General features: G+C 35.5%; 18 protein-coding genes and 1 pseudogene. 16 read left to right on the top strand and 3 right to left on the bottom strand.

What is annotated here, in order from left to right:
• The first annotated feature begins 329 nt into the window (after nucleotides 1-329).
• The 3 genes from A6J74_RS12690 (at nucleotide 330) to A6J74_RS12680 (ending at nucleotide 3,255) form a co-directional block, all read left to right on the top strand.
• Nucleotides 330-2,792, top strand: a complete 2,463-nt coding sequence (locus A6J74_RS12690) for a LamG-like jellyroll fold domain-containing protein (protein ID WP_000373850.1) — start codon at nucleotides 330-332, stop codon at nucleotides 2,790-2,792.
• Nucleotides 2,793-2,872: 80 nt separating this feature from the next.
• Nucleotides 2,873-3,073: a hypothetical protein gene (locus tag A6J74_RS12685; RefSeq protein WP_000435798.1), complete on the top strand. Its 201-nt coding sequence runs from the start codon at nucleotides 2,873-2,875 to the stop codon at nucleotides 3,071-3,073.
• A gap of 38 nt (nucleotides 3,074-3,111) precedes the next feature.
• Nucleotides 3,112-3,255, top strand: a complete 144-nt coding sequence (locus A6J74_RS12680) for a hypothetical protein (RefSeq protein WP_000583224.1) — start codon at nucleotides 3,112-3,114, stop codon at nucleotides 3,253-3,255.
• Nucleotides 3,256-3,283: 28 nt separating this feature from the next.
• On the opposite strand, the gene A6J74_RS12675 is transcribed toward A6J74_RS12680, so the two are convergent.
• Nucleotides 3,284-4,687, bottom strand: coding sequence for a branched-chain amino acid transporter BcaP (locus A6J74_RS12675; protein WP_000838706.1), 1,404 nt, complete (start codon nucleotides 4,685-4,687; stop codon nucleotides 3,284-3,286).
• Between the two features lie 256 nt (nucleotides 4,688-4,943).
• Here A6J74_RS12675 and A6J74_RS12670 point away from each other — a divergent pair, with 256 nt between their 5' ends.
• The 9 genes and pseudogenes from A6J74_RS12670 to A6J74_RS12630 all read left to right on the top strand — a co-directional run bounded on the left by A6J74_RS12670 (nucleotide 4,944) and on the right by A6J74_RS12630 (nucleotide 12,656).
• Nucleotides 4,944-6,071: a cation:proton antiporter gene (locus A6J74_RS12670; RefSeq protein ID WP_000899813.1), complete on the top strand. Its 1,128-nt coding sequence runs from the start codon at nucleotides 4,944-4,946 to the stop codon at nucleotides 6,069-6,071.
• A 125-nt stretch (nucleotides 6,072-6,196) separates the two neighbouring features.
• A pseudogene (locus A6J74_RS12665) lies at nucleotides 6,197-6,525 on the top strand (outer surface protein).
• Between the two features lie 17 nt (nucleotides 6,526-6,542).
• Nucleotides 6,543-7,406 (top strand): MurR/RpiR family transcriptional regulator, encoded by an 864-nt coding sequence (locus A6J74_RS12660; protein WP_000648150.1) that lies wholly within the window; start codon nucleotides 6,543-6,545, stop codon nucleotides 7,404-7,406.
• Between the two features lie 156 nt (nucleotides 7,407-7,562).
• Complete coding sequence (gene murQ / locus A6J74_RS12655) at nucleotides 7,563-8,447, top strand: N-acetylmuramic acid 6-phosphate etherase (RefSeq protein WP_000892375.1); 885 nt, start codon at nucleotides 7,563-7,565, stop codon at nucleotides 8,445-8,447.
• Nucleotides 8,448-8,482: 35 nt separating this feature from the next.
• Nucleotides 8,483-9,847 carry a PTS transporter subunit EIIC gene (locus A6J74_RS12650; RefSeq protein ID WP_080609513.1) on the top strand — a complete coding sequence of 455 codons (1,365 nt, stop codon included), beginning with the start codon at nucleotides 8,483-8,485 and terminating at the stop codon, nucleotides 9,845-9,847.
• A 48-nt stretch (nucleotides 9,848-9,895) separates the two neighbouring features.
• Complete coding sequence (locus A6J74_RS12645; RefSeq protein ID WP_000580648.1) at nucleotides 9,896-10,957, top strand: DUF871 domain-containing protein; 1,062 nt, start codon at nucleotides 9,896-9,898, stop codon at nucleotides 10,955-10,957.
• Between the two features lie 164 nt (nucleotides 10,958-11,121).
• On the top strand, nucleotides 11,122-11,526 hold the full coding sequence (locus A6J74_RS12640) for a DoxX family protein (RefSeq protein ID WP_001077742.1): 405 nt from the start codon (nucleotides 11,122-11,124) through the stop codon (nucleotides 11,524-11,526).
• A 158-nt stretch (nucleotides 11,527-11,684) separates the two neighbouring features.
• Complete coding sequence (locus A6J74_RS12635; protein WP_000920284.1) at nucleotides 11,685-12,086, top strand: nuclear transport factor 2 family protein; 402 nt, start codon at nucleotides 11,685-11,687, stop codon at nucleotides 12,084-12,086.
• Between the two features lie 87 nt (nucleotides 12,087-12,173).
• The gene (locus A6J74_RS12630; protein ID WP_000758760.1) at nucleotides 12,174-12,656 is read left to right on the top strand and encodes a PRK06770 family protein; all 483 of its coding nucleotides are present in this window, start codon (nucleotides 12,174-12,176) and stop codon (nucleotides 12,654-12,656) included.
• Nucleotides 12,657-12,690: 34 nt separating this feature from the next.
• Here A6J74_RS12630 and A6J74_RS12625 read toward each other — a convergent pair whose 3' ends face one another.
• Nucleotides 12,691-13,602, bottom strand: a complete 912-nt coding sequence (locus A6J74_RS12625) for a DMT family transporter (RefSeq protein ID WP_001146259.1) — start codon at nucleotides 13,600-13,602, stop codon at nucleotides 12,691-12,693.
• 205 nt (nucleotides 13,603-13,807) lie between these two features.
• Between A6J74_RS12625 and A6J74_RS12620 the strand changes: the two genes are divergently transcribed.
• Together A6J74_RS12620 and A6J74_RS12615 are read left to right on the top strand one after the other, a co-directional pair.
• Nucleotides 13,808-14,302: an Lrp/AsnC family transcriptional regulator gene (locus A6J74_RS12620; RefSeq protein WP_000446110.1), complete on the top strand. Its 495-nt coding sequence runs from the start codon at nucleotides 13,808-13,810 to the stop codon at nucleotides 14,300-14,302.
• Between the two features lie 128 nt (nucleotides 14,303-14,430).
• Entirely contained in the window at nucleotides 14,431-14,886 is a 456-nt protein-coding gene (locus A6J74_RS12615; protein ID WP_000686679.1) for an N-acetyltransferase, read from the top strand.
• A 77-nt stretch (nucleotides 14,887-14,963) separates the two neighbouring features.
• Here the strand turns inward: A6J74_RS12615 and A6J74_RS12610 are convergent, their stop codons facing one another.
• Nucleotides 14,964-15,734, bottom strand: a complete 771-nt coding sequence (locus A6J74_RS12610) for an SDR family NAD(P)-dependent oxidoreductase (RefSeq protein WP_000878089.1) — start codon at nucleotides 15,732-15,734, stop codon at nucleotides 14,964-14,966.
• Nucleotides 15,735-15,871: 137 nt separating this feature from the next.
• On the opposite strand from A6J74_RS12610, the gene A6J74_RS12605 reads away from it, so the two are divergent.
• Nucleotides 15,872-16,231, top strand: coding sequence for a MerR family transcriptional regulator (locus tag A6J74_RS12605; RefSeq protein ID WP_000288079.1), 360 nt, complete (start codon nucleotides 15,872-15,874; stop codon nucleotides 16,229-16,231).
• 517 nt (nucleotides 16,232-16,748) lie between these two features.
• Nucleotides 16,749-17,807, top strand: coding sequence for a glucan-binding protein (locus A6J74_RS12595; protein ID WP_000755815.1), 1,059 nt, complete (start codon nucleotides 16,749-16,751; stop codon nucleotides 17,805-17,807).
• The last annotated feature ends 171 nt before the right edge of the window (nucleotides 17,808-17,978 follow it).

Raw genomic sequence — 17,978 nt, 5'->3', positions numbered from 1 at the left:
CTTTTACTACTATTAAATGTAGAAGCATGGCCGATGTGTTAAGAAAAGAAGAAAATGTTAAAAATTAAGATTGTCTAATAGGCTTACATCTTAACGTATCATTCATGTTATAGAAAAGAGTATATGTGAATAGACATGGGAAAAGAATGATCAGAATCTTTTAGACAAAAGGTGGTTGTATACAATAGTACGAGGAATGTGGGACTTAATTTATAATTAACTGTATATTTACAAAAATCTAATAAAATTCATTTGTGATTTAAACGACATTAATATGCTTTAGATAAAATAGCCCTTGTAATGAATCAATTATTATGAGGAGGATTCACGTGGACAGAATTGCTTTAAGAAAAGTAAAAGGTCTTATTGGATTATTAATGATTTTTGTATTGGCGTTTGTATCATTTCCATGGAGTACATCAGTCAAAGCGGAAGAGAAGAAACAAGAAAAGATGCAGAGTGAGAAGAAGTTAGTTTTTCCAGTTGTAAGTGATGTACATATTAAAAACAGTGGAACGGATGATACGTTTCGCTGGAAAAGAGCGATTGAACAGTTTAATACACTTGCTCCAAAACAAGATGCATTTGTAATTGTAGGAGATTTTACTGATTCAGGATCGGTACAACAATATGATCGCTTCATGCAAGTGTATAATGAAAATGCAAATAAAGATGCGGTACGAATGAATTCTCTCGGTAATCATGATTATTGGAACGGCTTATCTGTAGATGGAGCGCAGAAGCGTTTCTTAGAAAAAACAGGAATGGAATCGATTTATTATCATAAAGTGGTGAAAGGGTATCACTTCCTTGTTATGTCTCCGGAAGATGGGACAACTCATGGATATTATTCAGACAAGCAAATTAACTGGTTAAAAGAAGAAATGGCAAAAGCGCAAAAGGATGATCCAGAAAAGCCGATTTTCGTATTTTTACATCAACATATTAAAGATACAGTATACGGTAGCCAAGAGTGGGGAACGAAAGATAGTACGAAAATTAATGTAGTATTAAAAGAATACCCACAAGTCATTACGTTTTCAGGTCATTCTCATTATCCGTTAGATGATCCAAGATCAATTCATCAAAAAGACTTTACGTCTGTTGGTACATCTTCTGTAAGTTATATGGAAGTTGAAGGCGGTAAAGTACAAGGAAATATCCCGCCAGGAGCTAGTACGTTAAGCCAAGGTTTATTAGTAGAAGTAGATGATGAAGAGGTAACGATTAACCGTCGTGATTTCCATACGAATGCTTGGACAGGTGAGCCTTGGAAAATTAAATTGCCAGCAAAGAAAGAAACATTTACACATGTAGAAAATCGTGATAAAGAAAAGCCATACTTCGCTAAGGATGCAAAGCTTGCTGTATCAAATGTAACAGAAAACGCAGCAACAGTAACATTCCCGCAAGCATTGGACAACCTTCTTGTCCATTCTTATCGTGTACAAGCGAAGGATAAACAAACAGGTGAGATTAAAAATAAGTTATTAGCATTCTCAGAGTTTTACCGTGACCCAGTGCCGAAAGACCTTACATTTACGCTTGCAGGGTTAGATGGTGGGAAAACATACCTACTTGAAGTCGTCGCAATTGATTCATTTGGCAATGAAAGTGTGCAGCCGTTAACGGCAGAAATTACTACGAAAAAAGATAATATCGATCCGAATGTAAAAGTGCCAAAGGCTGATGTTTTCGATGTGAACTTTGCAGATGGTACATTTAAAGACAATTCACCATTTGTTACAAAAGGTGGTGTGAAGGGTAATGTGACTATTGAATATGATAAAGCTTTGAAAAAAAATGTTATGAAGTTAAACGGGAAAGCAAATACATTTGGGTATCTGCCGTTTTCAGCAGCCCAAAAAGAAAAAGTAGCAAATGCATTTACGTTAGAAACTGTATTTTCAATGAATGAAATTCGTGGACAAGGTATTTTGCAAAATACAGAGAGTGGTGGAATTGGTTTTGAGTCTACAGGAAGTGGAAATGTTGAATTGTGGGCTCATATTGGTGGTAGTTATAAACGTGTTGGCGTTCAGTTAGAAGCGAACAAAACATATCATTTAACAGGAACGTATAACGGAAGTGAAATAGCAATTTATGTAGATGGTAAAAAAATAAATAGCCAACCAGCTCAAGGAAAAGTGTATCATCCGAACGTACCGTTTGCATTTGGAGCTGATCCAGATAGCAATGGAAATGGTGGCATTTCGTTAAATGGTCAAATTGCGCTAGCAAAATTATATAGTAAAGCATTAAGTTCTTCAGAAGTATTAGCAGCGTACAATGAGTTTTTTAATCGTACGAAGTTAGAGCAAGTAAACGCGTTATATGAAGAGCTAGGAAAAGTAAAAGCAGTGTTAGCTGGTACATATGAATTTGGTGATAAGCCAGGTCAATACTCAAAGGAAGCATTTCAAGAACTAGAGAAAAGCTATAACACTGCAAAGCAAGCGTTTGAAAATATCGGAAGTACTGGGGAACAAATTATTCAAACGTATAACGAATTAAAAACAGCTAATGTAACCTTTGTACAATCTAAAGTAGCAGAAGAGCAACCAAAAACACCGAAAGAAAAATTAAAAATCAATATTGAATCTGCAAAAGTTGTAGTACAGAAAGCGCAAGCTGCGAATGTAACGGACGGTTCAGTGAAATCATTACAACAAAAAATTACAGTTGCAGAAGCTGTATTAAAAGATGCGAAAGTGAAAGACGAACAGGTAGAAACGATGAATCGTACGATAGAGCATGCGATTTCACTTGTTGAAAAAAGCATGAACAAATAAGAGAGAAGAAAAAGAAGCTTATCATGATAGGCTTCTTTTTTGTTATACTAAAAGTAGTATAGAAAGAGGGAGCGAATAATTTGGAACAGAAAAAGCTAAAAAGAATTCTTGAATATGTATGGATCGCGGTTGTGCTCCTTGTAGGATATTATTTATTAAAAGATAAAAGTATATGGATTCTATTTTTAATGACTTTCTTATTAGCGGGTTTAGGCACGTTATTTATTAATTTCTTCTTTGATAGTGTAAATGCATGGAAGAAAAAGAAGGAGACGAAGTAAAGAGGGAAGCTATGCAAAAGTGGAAGCTTATATATTAGGTGATTATTTTCTTATTGCTTGTAAGTATTGGAGTTTTTAAATACGCTACACCAATAGGGAATTGGGCATCGCTTACAGCTTACATCGGCATATTCATCATTTTACAATCGTTAACGAGAAAACATAATAAAACAGGAAAATAGCTCGCCGTTTCATCGGCGAGCTATTTTATTATGCTTCTTTCGTCTCATCATTTGTTTTTTCAGTAGCTAAATGACTATGCTTTCTAGAGTAGAAGAAATAGAAGCATAAGCCGACTATAAGCCAAACTGCAAAGCTAATCCATGTCGTTTTAGACAAATTGATCATTAAATATAAACAGCAAAGGATTGCGACAACTGGTAGTACAGGTACGAAAGGAGTACGGAATCCGCGTTTTAAGTCAGGATGTGTTTTTCGTAAAATAAGTACAGCACAGCAAACGAATGTGAAGGCTGTTAACGTACCGATGTTTACTAAATTCGCGAGTAAATGTAGGTCTAAAAGTCCTGCTAATAAAGCGGCAACAACGCCAGTAATCCACGTATTTAATAAAGGGATTTTCACTTTTTTATTTACACGTGCTAACGCTTTTGGAAGTAAACCGTCGCGGCTCATCGCATATGAAACACGAACTTGTCCATACATAACGACTAAGAGAACGGTTGTCATTCCAGTCATCGCACCAACAGCGAGTAACCCTGCAATTGTATCTTCACCAACGAAATGCAATGCAAATGCAACTGGATCAGAAACATCTAATTGTGTATAAGGAACCATGCCTGTTAAAACGAAAGATACAATCATGTATAAAACAGTACAAATAAGAAGGGAACCGATAATGCCGATTGGTAAATCACGCTGTGGTTTTTTCGTTTCTTCTGCAGCGGTTGCGATTGCATCAAACCCTAAAAAGGCGAAGAATACAGTGGCAGCTCCAGTAATAATACCGTCGTATCCGAATGGAATGAACGGTGTCCAATTTTCAGGCTTTACATATTTTGCGCCTGCAACGATAAAGGCAATGATAACAGCTAGTTTAATAAGAACCATAATATTATTAATGCGTGCACTTTCACGTATACCGAAACTTAAAAGGCCAGTAATAAGAAGTAAAATACAGACAGCTGGTAAATCGATGATACCACCTTTTCCAACACCGGGGGCCGAGGCGATTATGGCGGGAAGGTGTATGTTAAATCCTTGTAGTAAAGATTGTAAATAACCAGACCACCCAACAGCTACAGCTGCAACGGCAAGTAAATATTCGAGCATTAAACACCATCCGACGATGAAGGCGACGACTTCTCCGACTGTCATATATGCGTAAGTATACACACTTCCTGAGACAGGTATAGAAGAAGCAAATTCAGCATAACAAAAGGCTACACAAGCACAAGTAAATGCAGCGATAAGAAATGATAGCATAATACCAGGACCAGAATGTTTTGCTGCAACAATACCCGTTAATACAAAGATTCCTGTCCCAATTACGGCGCCGATTCCTAAAAACGTTAAATCGAGTGCAGTTAATGTTCTATCTAGTTGCTTTGGTGATTCAGTACTGAGCGCTTTTTTTCGTAATAATGACTTCATTTTGGACTCTCCCCCCGTTTTTCATTTCCATAACTGCGAATATAGTATGAGCCCATTAGAAAAGAGTACGTAAGTAAATGGAGGTACAGTTATGGTATGTAGTTTTTTAAAGTTTCTGGATTAACTTTATTATAATTCAGAATATTTTGTCAAATAAAACTTTAACAAATAAAATCCGGATGAATAGGGGAAACTATGTGCGGAAATGGATACGGGTTAACAAATAGATTTATTTTATATAGTAGGAGAAGATGCTATGTTATTTTATTTTGAACTTGTCGTCATTTTACTTTGTACGAAATTAGCTGGTGATATTAGCGTTAGACTCGGTCAGCCTTCTGTACTTGGTAAATTACTTGTTGGTATTATTATCGGTCCTGCGGTGCTAGGTATTATTAATAGTTCAGAACTTATTGATGAGCTTAGTGAAATTGGTGTTTTGCTACTTATGTTTATGGCGGGACTTGAAACAGATTTAGAAGAGTTAAATCGGAATTTGAAATCGTCGTTTGCAGTAGCGGCTGGTGGAATTATTTTTCCTTTCATCGGTGGATATGTGACAGGACTGTTGTTTGGATTAATGCAATCTCATGCCATTTTTTTAGGATTATTACTTTGTGCAACATCGGTTAGTATTACAGTGCAAACGCTAAGAGATTTAGGGAAGATGAATACGAGAGAAAGTACAACGATTTTAGGTGCTGCTGTATTTGATGATGTAATTGTCGTTATTTTATTAGCGTTTGTTATGAGCTTTTTAGGAACGCAAGATGTGAATATAACACTTGTCATTGTAAAGAAAATCGTTTTCTTTGTAAGTATTGTTTTTATCGCATGGAAAGTCGTTCCTTGGATTATGAAAATGCTTGTGCCGCTTCGCGTAACAGAAGCTTTAATTAGCGCAGCTCTTATTATTTGTTTCTCTTTTTCGTATTACAGTGAAATGATGGGAATTGCAGGTATTATTGGAGCATTTGCAGCAGGAATTGCCATTTCTCAAACGGAGTATAAGCATGAAGTGGAACATAAAATTGAACCGATTGCTTATGCGATATTTGTACCAGTGTTCTTCGTAAGTATCGGAATGGAAATTACATTTCAAGGAATCGGGAGTCAGCTTTGGTTCATTATCATTATGACGCTCGTTGCGATTTTCACAAAGTTAATCGGATCAGGTTTAGGAGCAAGACTGACAGGATTCAACCTCCAATCTTCTATTAGTGTTGGTGCAGGGATGGTGTCACGCGGAGAAGTAGCGCTGATTATCGCAGCAAATGGACTTACGGCGAATTTATTAGCGAAAGAAAATTTCACAGCGATTGTTATTGTTGTTATATTGACGACGATTATTACACCGCCACTTTTAAAGAAGTATTTTGTATAGAGGAGAAGAGCTTATCTGACGTAGATAAGCTCTTTTTTTATTCTAAAAAGCAATGGTCCTGTAGCATAGAAGGTTTGTAAGTATGGTAAAATCTATGTATATGATGTGGACGAGGAGAGGGATGTGTGAAGATTACGAAGGGGAAGGTTATAGGCGTAATCATACTTATTGCACTATGTATACCATTTACCGCATGGAAAGAATCAAAAGTGAAATGTTTTCCAGTTTCTATTTTTTCTTCCTATGTAGAAGATGAAAACCGAAAGACTATAAGTACACTGCTTTTGTACCTGACTTTGCAGTTTGGATACATGGATGGGAAAAACAGAGATCTGAAGGTGAAATAACGTCATATAAAAAAGGGGATCGAACTGTAATTGTTCATCATCCACCTGGTAATGATGGTTTTTATCTATATGATACAAATGATATTAGAGAATATACGCAACCGTAAGAAGTGGAGGTTAAATAGTGAAAGCTTCAACATTACTATTTAAAATTGAAAATAATATGGACCAATTTTCACCAGCTGAAAAGAAGGTTGCCATGTACATAATGGAGAACGCAGAGATTGTTCCAAATTTAACGACAAAAGAAGTGTCTACAAATGCGGGATCGAGTGAGGCGAGTGTTGTACGTTTTTGTAAAACAATCGGTATTGGAAGCTTTAAAGCATTTAAGATAGCGCTCGTTCGTGAATTAACAATTGCTGATTATAATATTAACGATTTTTCAGTGATGAATAAGGAAGATGGACCGTATGATTTGTTTAATAAAGTTACGTATGTGAATAAAGCTGCAATTGAGGCAAGTGTTACGGCGATAGATAAGAAGGAACTTGAGAAAGCTGCAGATCGTATTGTAAATGCGGATAAGATTTTATTTTACGGCGTAGGTGGGTCAGCGACACCGGCGATGGATGGGGCGTATAAATTTACACGGCTCGGATTTACAGCGATGATGCTATCTGATTTTCATATGATGTTGCCGCTTGTGACGAATTTAAAAGAAGGCGATATATTTGTGGCGATTTCAACATCTGGGCGAACGAAAGATGTGCTTGAAATGGCGCAATATGCAAAGAGACAAGGTGCAACTGTTATCGGAATTACGAAACTTGACCAATCATCACCTTTATATAAAGAAGCGGACATTCGCCTTTGTATGCCGGATGTAGAGCAAGATCATCGTATTGCGAGTATTGCTTCGAGAATGACGCAACTGAATATGATTGATGCTTTATATGTGATTACTTTTAATCGAATTGGCAATAAAGTGCTGGATCAATTTATGGAGACGCGAGAAGAAGCTTTGCGGTTACGGAAGTTGAAGTAGAAGAAAAGATGAGGGGACTCATCTTTTTTTATTAACTTTGACACAAATATGTCACGTTGTGAAATTTTATTTCATAAAATAAGAAAGAGTTATTGATTTTTAGTTTCTTAAAGTTATAATAAAAGTGTGAAATATAATTTCGAAGAGGGTGGCAATATGTTAGAAAATTTATCGACAGAACACCGTAATGAGAAAACGACGAATCTAGATGAGATGAGTATAAAAGAAGTGTTACAAAGTATGAATGAAGAAGATAGAACTGTTGCGTTAGCAGTTGAAAAAGAAATAGAACACATTGAAAAGGTCGTACAGACTGTTATTAAATCTTTTGAAGAAGAGGGCCGATTAATTTATATTGGGGCTGGTACGAGTGGTCGTTTAGGTATTCTAGATGCGGTTGAATGCCCACCAACATTTGGAACAGATGATAAAATGGTGCAAGGATTTATAGCAGGTGGATTGAAAGCGTTTACTAAGGCGGTGGAAGGTGCCGAAGATCGCGAAGAGTTAGCAGAAGAAGATTTGAAAAGTATTGGATTAAACGAGAAAGATACAGTGATTGGTATTGCCGCAAGTGGAAGAACCCCTTACGTAATTGGCGGATTGAAATACGCACATAGTGTGGGAGCAAGTACGGCGAGTATTTCTTGTAATAAAAATGCTGAAATAAGTAAGTATGCAAAACTCAATGTAGAAGTGGAGACAGGTGCAGAAATATTAACAGGCTCAACACGTTTGAAGGCTGGTACAGCGCAAAAATTAGTGCTCAATATGATTTCAACAGCGTCAATGATTGGTGTAGGAAAAGTATATAAAAACTTAATGGTAGATGTTCAATCTACGAATGAAAAGTTAGTAGAACGATCAAAACGAATTATTGTGGAAGCAACAGGAGTTAGTTGTGAAGTAGCAGCAGAGTATTACGAAAAAGCAAATCGTAATGTGAAAGTTGCTATCGTTATGGTATTACTACAGTGTGAGTATGGGGAAGCACTAGAAAAACTAAAAGAAGCGAAAGGCTTTGTGAAGAAAGCATTATAAAGTGAAACGATAAGAATAGGGAGGGGGATTCTATTATGAAGAAAGAAGAGAGAATGGCCAAAGAAATTTCAGAGCAACTTGGGGGAATAAAAAATATTCGTAGCATTGCTCATTGTATGACGAGACTGAGGTTAACGCTTCATGATGAAAGTAAAGTGAATATGGATCTTTTGAAAAAGGTTGAAGGCGTTATGGGCGTCATTGAAGATGAAACACTTCAAGTTGTTGTTGGTCCAGGAACTGTAAATAAAGTAGCAGCTGCAATGGAAGTTTTAACAGGATTGCGAATTGGTGAGGTTGCAGATCATCATCTTGAAGATATTGGTCAAGAGATTAAATCAGAGATGAAGAAGAAAAATAATACACCAGTGAAGAACTTTTTACGAAAAATAGGTAACATTTTTATTCCGTTAATACCTGGTCTTGTTGCATCAGGGATTATAAACGGAGTTGCTAACTTTGCGAAAAACGCCGGTGCTGATCCGAATGCTACATGGCTACAAATGTTACTACTTATTGGCGGCGGTATCTTTACATTTTTAGGGATTTTAGTCGGTTGGAATACAGCGAAAGAATTTGGCGGGACACCAGTTCTTGGGGCGATTGCGGGTATTTTAATTTTCAATCCGGCGATGGCAAATGTGAAATTATTTGGTGAGGAAATGGTACCTGGGCGGGGCGGATTGTTTGCAGTTATTTTTGCAGCGTGGCTTATGGTAGTAGTTGAGAGAAGAGTACGAAAAGCAGTGCCGAATGCAGTAGATATTATTGTAACACCGCTTATTACTGTATTAGCTGTAAGTATAGTAACGATGTTAGCGATTCAGCCAGCAGCGGGATTTTTATCTGATGGTATTACGAGCGGTATTAACGCAATTTTAAATGTTGGTGGGGCATTTGCTGGAGCAGTGCTAGCCGGAACGTTTTTACCACTCGTTATGGTCGGATTACACCACGGTTTAACACCGATTCATATGGAATTTATTAATCAAACGCACGTAACACCTTTATTACCAGTACTCGCAATGGCTGGTGCCGGTCAAGTGGGCGCAGCGATTGCAATTTATGTGAAAACAAAAAATAAACGACTTCGTAACGTAATTAAAGGTGGATTGCCAGTTGGGTTTTTAGGGATTGGTGAGCCGTTATTATACGGGGTTACATTACCACTTGGAAAACCTTTTATCACTGCTTGTTTAGGAGCGGCTGTCGGGGGTGCATTCCAAGCAGTTATGAAAACGGCTTCACTCGGAATTGGCGTATCAGGATTATCTTTAATCCCGTTAATTGCTGATAATAAATATTTACTATATTTCTTAGGTTTAGTCATTGCATATACTTTCGGATTTATCTTCACGTACTTCTTCGGATTTAAAGAAGAAATGGCAGAAAACATATAGAGAAAGGGATTCCTTTCTCTTTTTCTATTCATAGAAAGGGAGATTCATATGATAGGAGTTTCAATTTATCTTTCAAAAGGGCAAGCAGACAAACAAAAAGAGTGGCTAAAAATAGCGAAGGAAAACGGATTTTCATCTATTTTTACATCACTTCATATTCCGGAAGATGATCCAGATACGTATAAAGAGTTAATTCAAACATTAGGGAAACAGGCTCTCGAAAATGAAATGGAATTAATGGTGGATATATCTCCAAAGTCGTTAAATCATTTAGGAATAACGTATGAAAATGTGGAAGTGTTATTGGGCTTTGGTATTACTGGTTTACGAATGGATTATGGCATTGCGCCGAAGGAAATTGCGCGTGTATCTCATAAGATGAAAGTAGCTTTAAATGCGAGTACGATTACAGAATCTTTCTGGGAAGAGTTACTTGCGGAAAATATACGGGTAGAGAATGTTGAAGCGTGGCATAATTTTTATCCGCGTCCAGAAACAGGACTAGCAAGGTCCTTCTTACAAAAGCAAAATCAATATTTACATGCGTGTGGAATAACAACGATGGCATTTATTCCGGGAGATGAGGATAAACGTGGCCCGTTATATGAAGGGTTACCAACGTTAGAAAAGCACCGCAATATGCGCCCGCTTGAAGCGTTTTTAGAACTTGTTCAAGATTGTGATGTCGATAAAGTGTTGATTGGAGATATAAGTGCTAGTTTAGAAAGTGTACAAGAAATTGCGAGCGCGAGTAGAGGGATTATTCCGCTGCGATATGAGTCATTTATAAATGAAAATGAAGTATTAAAAGTAGTAGAGCAAGTGCATACAAATAGATTAGACCCAGCACGTGATGTCATTCGCTCAGTAGAATCAAGGGAAGGAAATAAAGTGATTTTACAGCCGATGCATGCAATCGCAAGAAAGAAAGGCAGTATCACAATTGATAATGAATTGTACGGTAGATATGCCGGGGAGATGCAAGTTGTTATAAATGATTTGCCTACAGATGAGAAGGTGAATGTTGTCGGAATGGTTGTGGAAGAGGACGTGCTGTTATTGCCTTATATTGGTGCTGGAAAAAAGTTTCAACTTTTTCTGTGCGATTGAGTAAAAGCTTGAATTAGCGCTATTTTATAAAAGACATTATTCGTAAAACGGATAATGTTTTTTGTTTTCTTTAAAAAAAGCATTTGACGAATGAAACGAAATACCGTATTGTTTTGTCTTGTGAATAAATGTTCACCATAACAAAACAAAAAGGAGAGTTCAAAATGAATCAATATATTGGGAATTTAATTATTCGTATCGTGTTAGGAGTTACGTTCTTTGCACACGGTTTAGCAAAGTTTCAATCAGGTATAGATAACGTAGCAGGATGGTTTACAAGTATCGGTTTACCAGGTGGCCTTGCGTATGGTATAGCGACAGTTGAATTAGTTGGTGGTATATTATTAATTATCGGTTTAGGTGTTCGATATGTAGGATTGTTATTCGCTCTTATTTTAGCTGGAGCTATCGTAAAGGTAAATGGAGCAGCAGGATTATTAGGAGATGGCAAGAATCCAGGATATGAATTAGATCTTGCATTATTATCAATGGGTGCGTATTTATTCGTTGTAAAAGCAGAAGGATATGTAGATCGTTTCTTAAAAGAGAAAGTAATGAAAACGAAGTAAATTTTATTTATAAATTGTTGACTTAAAGAGTTATTGTAACTATAATAGTTACAATAACTAAGTTAAGAATGAAATGAATTAGCATATTTTTTTACACAAGTTGTAACTACAATAGTTACGACTCGTGTGAAGAATAAATAAACGAGGGAGGAATTACTATGCTTAAATCAAATTTAGAAATTATTCAAAGTACGTATGAAGGATCAGCTTCTTCGAATGCAAAACATTTAGCAGAATCCCTCTCTGAAAAAATAGAATGGACAGAGGCAAAAGGTTTCCCGTACGGCGGAACGTATATAGGTACAGAGGATATAATGGAAAATGTATTTAGTCGTTTAGGATCAGAATGGGATGATTATAAAGCGAGTGTAAATATGTATCATGAAGTAAACGGAAAAGATGTAATTATTGCTGAAGGTGTTTATTCAGGAGTTTATAAAGAAACGGGAAAATTGTTTGAAGCAGAATTTGTTCATATATGGCAGCTTGAAAATGGGAAAATTATAAAATTTAAGCAATATGTGGATAGTTTTATTGTACGAGAAGCGATGAAGGTTTAAAATATAATAAGGAAACAAATGGAATCGGCTGTGCGCAGGCGATTCCATTTGTTTATGTGATTATTAGGGGAATGGGGAATACATAATATGAAAAAATGGATTATAGGGACAATTACAATGATTGTAATTGCAATAGGAGCTGTATTCGGTGTTACGAAACTTCTTAATTATATAGAAGAAGAGGAGAAGAGTCTGAAAGCACAAAATGTAACGGGGCAACAAGGGAAGAAAGCAAAGGAAGAGAAGCAACAAGCTAGTGAAGATGAAATTATTTCTACCATGCATAGGATGGTACATCAAAAAGTGAAATCCTCTGAAAAATGGGGATTTATTGAAATGACAAATAAGGAAATTCGTAGTGCGAAGGAAGCGGTAGAAAGCAGTACAAATTTTAAAAATAAATCAAAGTTACTTGCTACTTTGGAGCGCTGGGAGAAAGGGGATTTTTCACAAACGGTTGAGGAGCATAACTTTTTGTGGGAAATTCAAGGTGGTGATACTGGAAAGGCAACAGAACGTTTATCGCCAGAAGAAGAAAAGAAGTATGTGAAAGAAATGAAAGGTAAATAAAAACATCGCCACTTTGGTGGCGATGTTTTTTTGATTAAGAATGTTTGCGCAGTAAAGCTCTAGTTGGCTGAACAGCAACTGTTTTGAAATGAGAAAATAAATAACATCCTGTCACGACGACAATTGTACCTAAAATTTGTATCCATGTTAATTCTTCTCCTAGGAAAAGGAATGCTAAAATAGCTGTGAAAATCGGATTGAAGTTTAGAAAAATTCCCGATGTTGTAGCTCCTAATTTTTGTACACCAATGTTCCAAAATACCATACAAAGTACTGTTGAAATGATTCCTGTATATAAAAGCGATGTAATGAATGATGTATTTATATTTGAAACAGTGAAGTTACCGATGTTAAATGGCAGTAATAAAATAATGCCGAAAATACCAGAATATAACGTCGCCATTAGTGGTGTAGTTGTTTTTGTTGCCCATTTACTGCACACAGAATATATCCCCCAAATACAAACTGCCGCAATCATCCATAAATCTCCGCTATTAAAATGTAGTGAAAATAAAAGTGAGAAATCACCTTTTAATAGAACGAGGATAACCCCGAAGAATGAAAGGGTCATGGATAATATTTGAAGTGTATTTACTTTTTCTTTTAGAAATAATACCGAAAATAGTGCAATTGAAATTGCATTCAATGTAGAGATGAGACCCACATTCGTTGCGGATGTTTTTTCTAATGCTAAAAATTGAAAGATGTTAAAGAGAGCGACTCCTGAAATCCCCATCAGTATTAAAGGTAGTATCGCAGCGCGCGGTGGCAGGATTTTCTTTTCTTTAAACCATACCATAGGTAATAAACAAACGATCGCAATGATCCATCTTAAACTCGTCAGTGTCATCGGCGAGGCATGATCGACGAGAGATTTCCCAACGACAAAATTCCCTCCCCATAATAAGCTCGTTAATAATAGTAAAAAGACATAAAAATAAGGCATATTAAAATCCCCTTTGTTATAATCAATACGAATTGTAAATAATTTTAGCATTTTTCTTTATTGTGTAATATATTCTTTTGTGTAATGGTTAAAAATCAATAAAACATTTCGTTTCGTTTGTATCTTAAAGAATAATATTCAGTTTCGTTTGAATTAAGGGATGTTTTTTCGAATAATCATCGGTAAGAAAAAAGGGGGAATTATAATGGAGTCATCTGTTATTAAAGTGTTAGATGATTTGGATGTACAAATTTTAGATATATTGCAGAAAGAATCACAAGTAAGTAATGCAGAGCTTGCACGCCGTGTTAATTTATCTCCAGCTGCGATGCATGCAAGAATAAAAAGGTTAGATGGAGAAGGTTTTATTGATAAGCAAGTAGCAATTTTAAATCAAGAAAAGCTCGGTTTTGATTTACTATGCTTCATTTTTATGAGTACGAATATTCATCAGTATGAAAAGCTTGAAGTGCTAGAACGAGAATTAGAATCGATGCCTGAAGTGTTAGAATGTCATTGTTTAACAGGGGAATATGATTATTTATTAAAAGTTGCAAATCGTGATCGTAAAGAACTGGAGCAGTTTATTAGAAAGTTGAACAAGCTTGGTATTACACGGATACAGACAAGTTTAGCACTGCGTGAAATTAAATATTCGACGGTATTGCCGATACGAAATGAGGAACCGAGCATCGATTAGATTGCTTGGTTTTTTGTTTGTATAAAGTGATTGACGAGAAGAAAAGAGAGATGTATTATTATATAAAATTATGTATTAAAATTCATTTAAAGTTATAAATATTAATATTGGGGGCAAGGGGATATAATATGAAAATCTGTAATGCGGTTACGAGTGATGTGAAAGAAATTTATAGTCTCATTGAAGTTTATGCAAAAGAGGGGGTTGTTTTACCGCGTTCTCTTTTGTCTCTCTATCAATATTTGCAATGTTTATATGTTATGAAAGAAGGAGAGGAAGTCGTTGGAGTTGCTGGCTTACATGTATTAGGAGAGGATCTTGCAGAAGTACGATCTTTAGTAGTTTCGCATACATATGCAGGGAAAGGGATAGGGCGTATGTTAGTGAATCATGTTATGAATGAGGCGGCAAAGATAAAAGTGAACAGGGTAATTTCTTTAACATATGAAACGGAATTTTTTCAAAAGTGTGGGTTTGATTTTGTGAATAAGGAAGTGTTGCCAGAGAAAGTGTGGATTGATTGCAGGCATTGTCCAAAAGTTGATTATTGTGATGAAGTGGCGATGATTAGGTATGTTGGGTGAAATGTTTAGAGAGAAAAAAGCCCACTATTATTTAAGAAATAGTGGGTATCTATATTTTAGGTAGAAATGAGATGTTGTTAAGAATTTGAATTTGTTTTTCTTACTGCAAAATTAAAAATGGGATTTTTAAGTTCATAGTTATAAGTAGAACCATCGACAAGCCCTATAACTTTATCGCTATCATAAAGGTCGAGCATAAATTGTGCCATTTGTTTTGCAGTGTGGAATTTTGGTACAACATTATCGTATTGGAATTCATCAATATCAAATGATCGTTTCGCGAACTCTGTTTCAGTTGCACCAGGAGCTAAAACTTTTGCTTGTAATTTTGCACCTTTTTCTTTCAGTTCGTGAGATAATCCTTCTGTAAATGCACTTACATAGAATTTCGTAGCGCAATACGTAACAGCATTAGCGACAATCGTATATCCACCGCCTGATGAAACGTTAATAAGCTGTGTTCCATCAATCATTGAATAATCTCGAACGAAAAGGGAAGAGAGTATTGTTAGTGCTTCTATATTTACATGCAACATCGTTTCTATTTTATTTAAATTTTGTTCAGCAATTGAGGCAAAATTACCAAAACCTGCGTTGTTAATCCACGTTTCAATCTGGAAACTTTGGAGACTTTCATAAAGTTTATAAACATTTTCCGTGACGGATAAATCAGTTCTTCGAATGACAACATCTAACTCCGGATACATTTCGTTAATTTTCAATTTTAATCCATCTAATTCTTCTTTTCTTCGAGCTACAAGTATTATATTTTTTCCACGAGATGCAAAGGCTAAAGCCGATTCATAGCCAATTCCAGAACTAGCACCAGTAATAACAGTATATTTCATATAAAATCCCCCTAAGTTCAAATTCATTTATGGTTAGATTGTATTTGTTAGAGTATACTCTAAGTCAAATGTTTTTTATAAATTTGATAAGAACGCAAAATATATGAGGGCAAATGGCATGCGGAGGGAGTATGAGTATGTACACAATTAGCGAGGTAGCTACATTATTAGGAGTGAGCACACATACATTACGTTATTATGAAAAAGAGAACATACTAATTGCAAATCGCGATACAAATGGAAATCGACTGTATGAAGAATCACATATAAAGTGGTTGCAGTTTGTAATGAAGTTAAAACAAACGCAAATGCCAATAGCGAAAATAAGAGAATACGCTAGATTATATTTAGAAGGGGAGCATACAACTGAAGCTCGTTTGCAGCTCCTAGAAGATCATAGGAAATCTATTCAGATTCAAAGAGAAAACTTAGAAGTTACAGAGAAGATGCTTGAAAATAAAATCATTGCATACAAAGACTCGTTGAAAAATACATAGATTAAAAAATACGCTGTTTCCTGTTAAGTGATGAAAAATGGATTTGATCTATGAGTATTTCATCATAGTGTGCGGACAAATAAAAAGAGCAGCTAGCAAAAGCTAACTGCTCCATTCAAGGGATCTCTCCAAGGGGGAGTGGAGAAAGTATCGTATTATCAATATTATTGACGGAATATTGATTTTATTAAACTAGATTAAAAATTTGAAAGACTATTGTTTTAACTAAAATTATAACAGTATTAAAAAGTTCATGTATACGCTCAAAGTTTTGACTACTATGAAATCCATACTTTTTATCTTTTTGATATTTGGAACGAATGAATTACTTGAAAAAATGGATGATTAATTATAACGATTATGTAATTATAATTACATTAAAAACTCATATGTTTCTAATATATAAAAAATATTACAATTACATTACAAAAACTGTTGACTATATTTAACTAACGTAATACAATTCTGTTTGTGGAAATAAAAACTAAAAATATTCATTAATTGGGGGATTTGGAAAATGAAGAAAGTTATTTTGCCGATTTTAATGTCTTCAATGTTTATCATACCAGCAGTGTCTCATGCAGAAGAAAATGTAGTTTCTCAAAAGAAAGCGGATACAATTGAGCAAGTTCAAGAAAAACGTGGTTGGTTTCAAGGGACGGGATACTGGTTGTACTATAATGAAGATGGTTCTTTGGCTATAGGTTGGAAAAATATTAATGGAAAATGGTATCACTTTGATGAAACAGGCATGATGGCTACATATATGAAAAATATTCAAGGAAAAACATATTATTTTAATGAAGATGGTTCAATGCAAATAGGATGGAAGAAAGTTCGAGTTTGGCATTATTTTAACGAAGATGGCTCTATGGCTAAAGATTGGAAAAAAATCAATGGTTCATGGTATCACTTTGACAAAGATGGTTACATGTCTGATGGCCGTAGGACTATAGGAGGAAAAACATACACTTTTAATGCAGATGGAACTATGGTTACAGGTTGGCAAGAGATTAAAAGTGGGCCTTATACAGGGAAATGGTTTTACTATAATGCAGATGGCGCTATGGCAACAGGTTGGGCACAAGTGAAAGGGAAATGGTATTATTTTGATGCATCTGGTGTCATGCAAACAGGCTGGTTAAAAAATAATAACGTATGGTATTACTTAAATACAGATGGATCAATGAAAAGCACAGAAAATAACTGGAACGAAGGCTGGTTAGAAGAAAACGGAAAGCGTTATGTTTTTGATGACACTGGTGCTATGCGAAAAGGGAAACTAGCTGAAGGCGGTACGGTTTGGTACTTTAATGAAGATGGTTCAATGCTAACAGGATGGAAACAGCTAGAAGAAGGATGGTATTACTTTAATGATCAATCTGGTGCAAGTGAACAAGGTTGGTTTAGCAATAAAGGGAAATGGTATTACTTTGAAGATGGCCCAATGAAAACAGGTTGGTTACAAGAAAATAAAAATTGGTATTATTTACAGTCTAGCGGTGACATGGCAGTTGGAAAACATTTAATTAATGGAAAATGGTATACGTTCAAACATAACGGTATTATGATGTAACAAAAGGTTTTTAAATAGAAATGTATTTTAAGAGATTTCCATAATGAAAAGGACACCTGTGAGGGTGTCTTTTTTACGCTAGCCCCCTATTAATAAAGAAAGAATAACATTTTTAACAATAATGAGTACCGATTTTTATTAAGTTGATTGATGGAGGAAGAGACATTGTTG

Origin of the sequence: Bacillus sp. FDAARGOS_235, assembly GCF_002073415.2 — a bacterium.
Taxonomy (GTDB): domain Bacteria; phylum Bacillota; class Bacilli; order Bacillales; family Bacillaceae_G; genus Bacillus_A; species Bacillus_A toyonensis.
Note: the sequence above shows the minus strand (reverse complement) of the source record. Positions and strands in the feature narration are given on the sequence as shown.

Excerpts from the sequence above, each read along its gene's own strand:
- A6J74_RS12675 (WP_000838706.1), bottom strand. The coding sequence starts at position 4,687 with ATGAAGTCATTATTACGAAAAAAAGCGCTCAGTACTGAATCACCAAAG.
- A6J74_RS12670 (WP_000899813.1), top strand. The coding sequence starts at position 4,944 with ATGTTATTTTATTTTGAACTTGTCGTCATTTTACTTTGTACGAAATTA.
- murQ (WP_000892375.1), top strand. The coding sequence starts at position 7,563 with ATGTTAGAAAATTTATCGACAGAACACCGTAATGAGAAAACGACGAAT.
- A6J74_RS12650 (WP_080609513.1), top strand. The coding sequence starts at position 8,483 with ATGAAGAAAGAAGAGAGAATGGCCAAAGAAATTTCAGAGCAACTTGGG.
- A6J74_RS12645 (WP_000580648.1), top strand. The coding sequence starts at position 9,896 with ATGATAGGAGTTTCAATTTATCTTTCAAAAGGGCAAGCAGACAAACAA.
- A6J74_RS12640 (WP_001077742.1), top strand. The coding sequence starts at position 11,122 with ATGAATCAATATATTGGGAATTTAATTATTCGTATCGTGTTAGGAGTT.
- A6J74_RS12635 (WP_000920284.1), top strand. The coding sequence starts at position 11,685 with ATGCTTAAATCAAATTTAGAAATTATTCAAAGTACGTATGAAGGATCA.
- A6J74_RS12630 (WP_000758760.1), top strand. The coding sequence starts at position 12,174 with ATGAAAAAATGGATTATAGGGACAATTACAATGATTGTAATTGCAATA.
- A6J74_RS12625 (WP_001146259.1), bottom strand. The coding sequence starts at position 13,602 with ATGCCTTATTTTTATGTCTTTTTACTATTATTAACGAGCTTATTATGG.
- A6J74_RS12620 (WP_000446110.1), top strand. The coding sequence starts at position 13,808 with ATGGAGTCATCTGTTATTAAAGTGTTAGATGATTTGGATGTACAAATT.
- A6J74_RS12615 (WP_000686679.1), top strand. The coding sequence starts at position 14,431 with ATGAAAATCTGTAATGCGGTTACGAGTGATGTGAAAGAAATTTATAGT.
- A6J74_RS12610 (WP_000878089.1), bottom strand. The coding sequence starts at position 15,734 with ATGAAATATACTGTTATTACTGGTGCTAGTTCTGGAATTGGCTATGAA.
- A6J74_RS12605 (WP_000288079.1), top strand. The coding sequence starts at position 15,872 with ATGTACACAATTAGCGAGGTAGCTACATTATTAGGAGTGAGCACACAT.
- A6J74_RS12595 (WP_000755815.1), top strand. The coding sequence starts at position 16,749 with ATGAAGAAAGTTATTTTGCCGATTTTAATGTCTTCAATGTTTATCATA.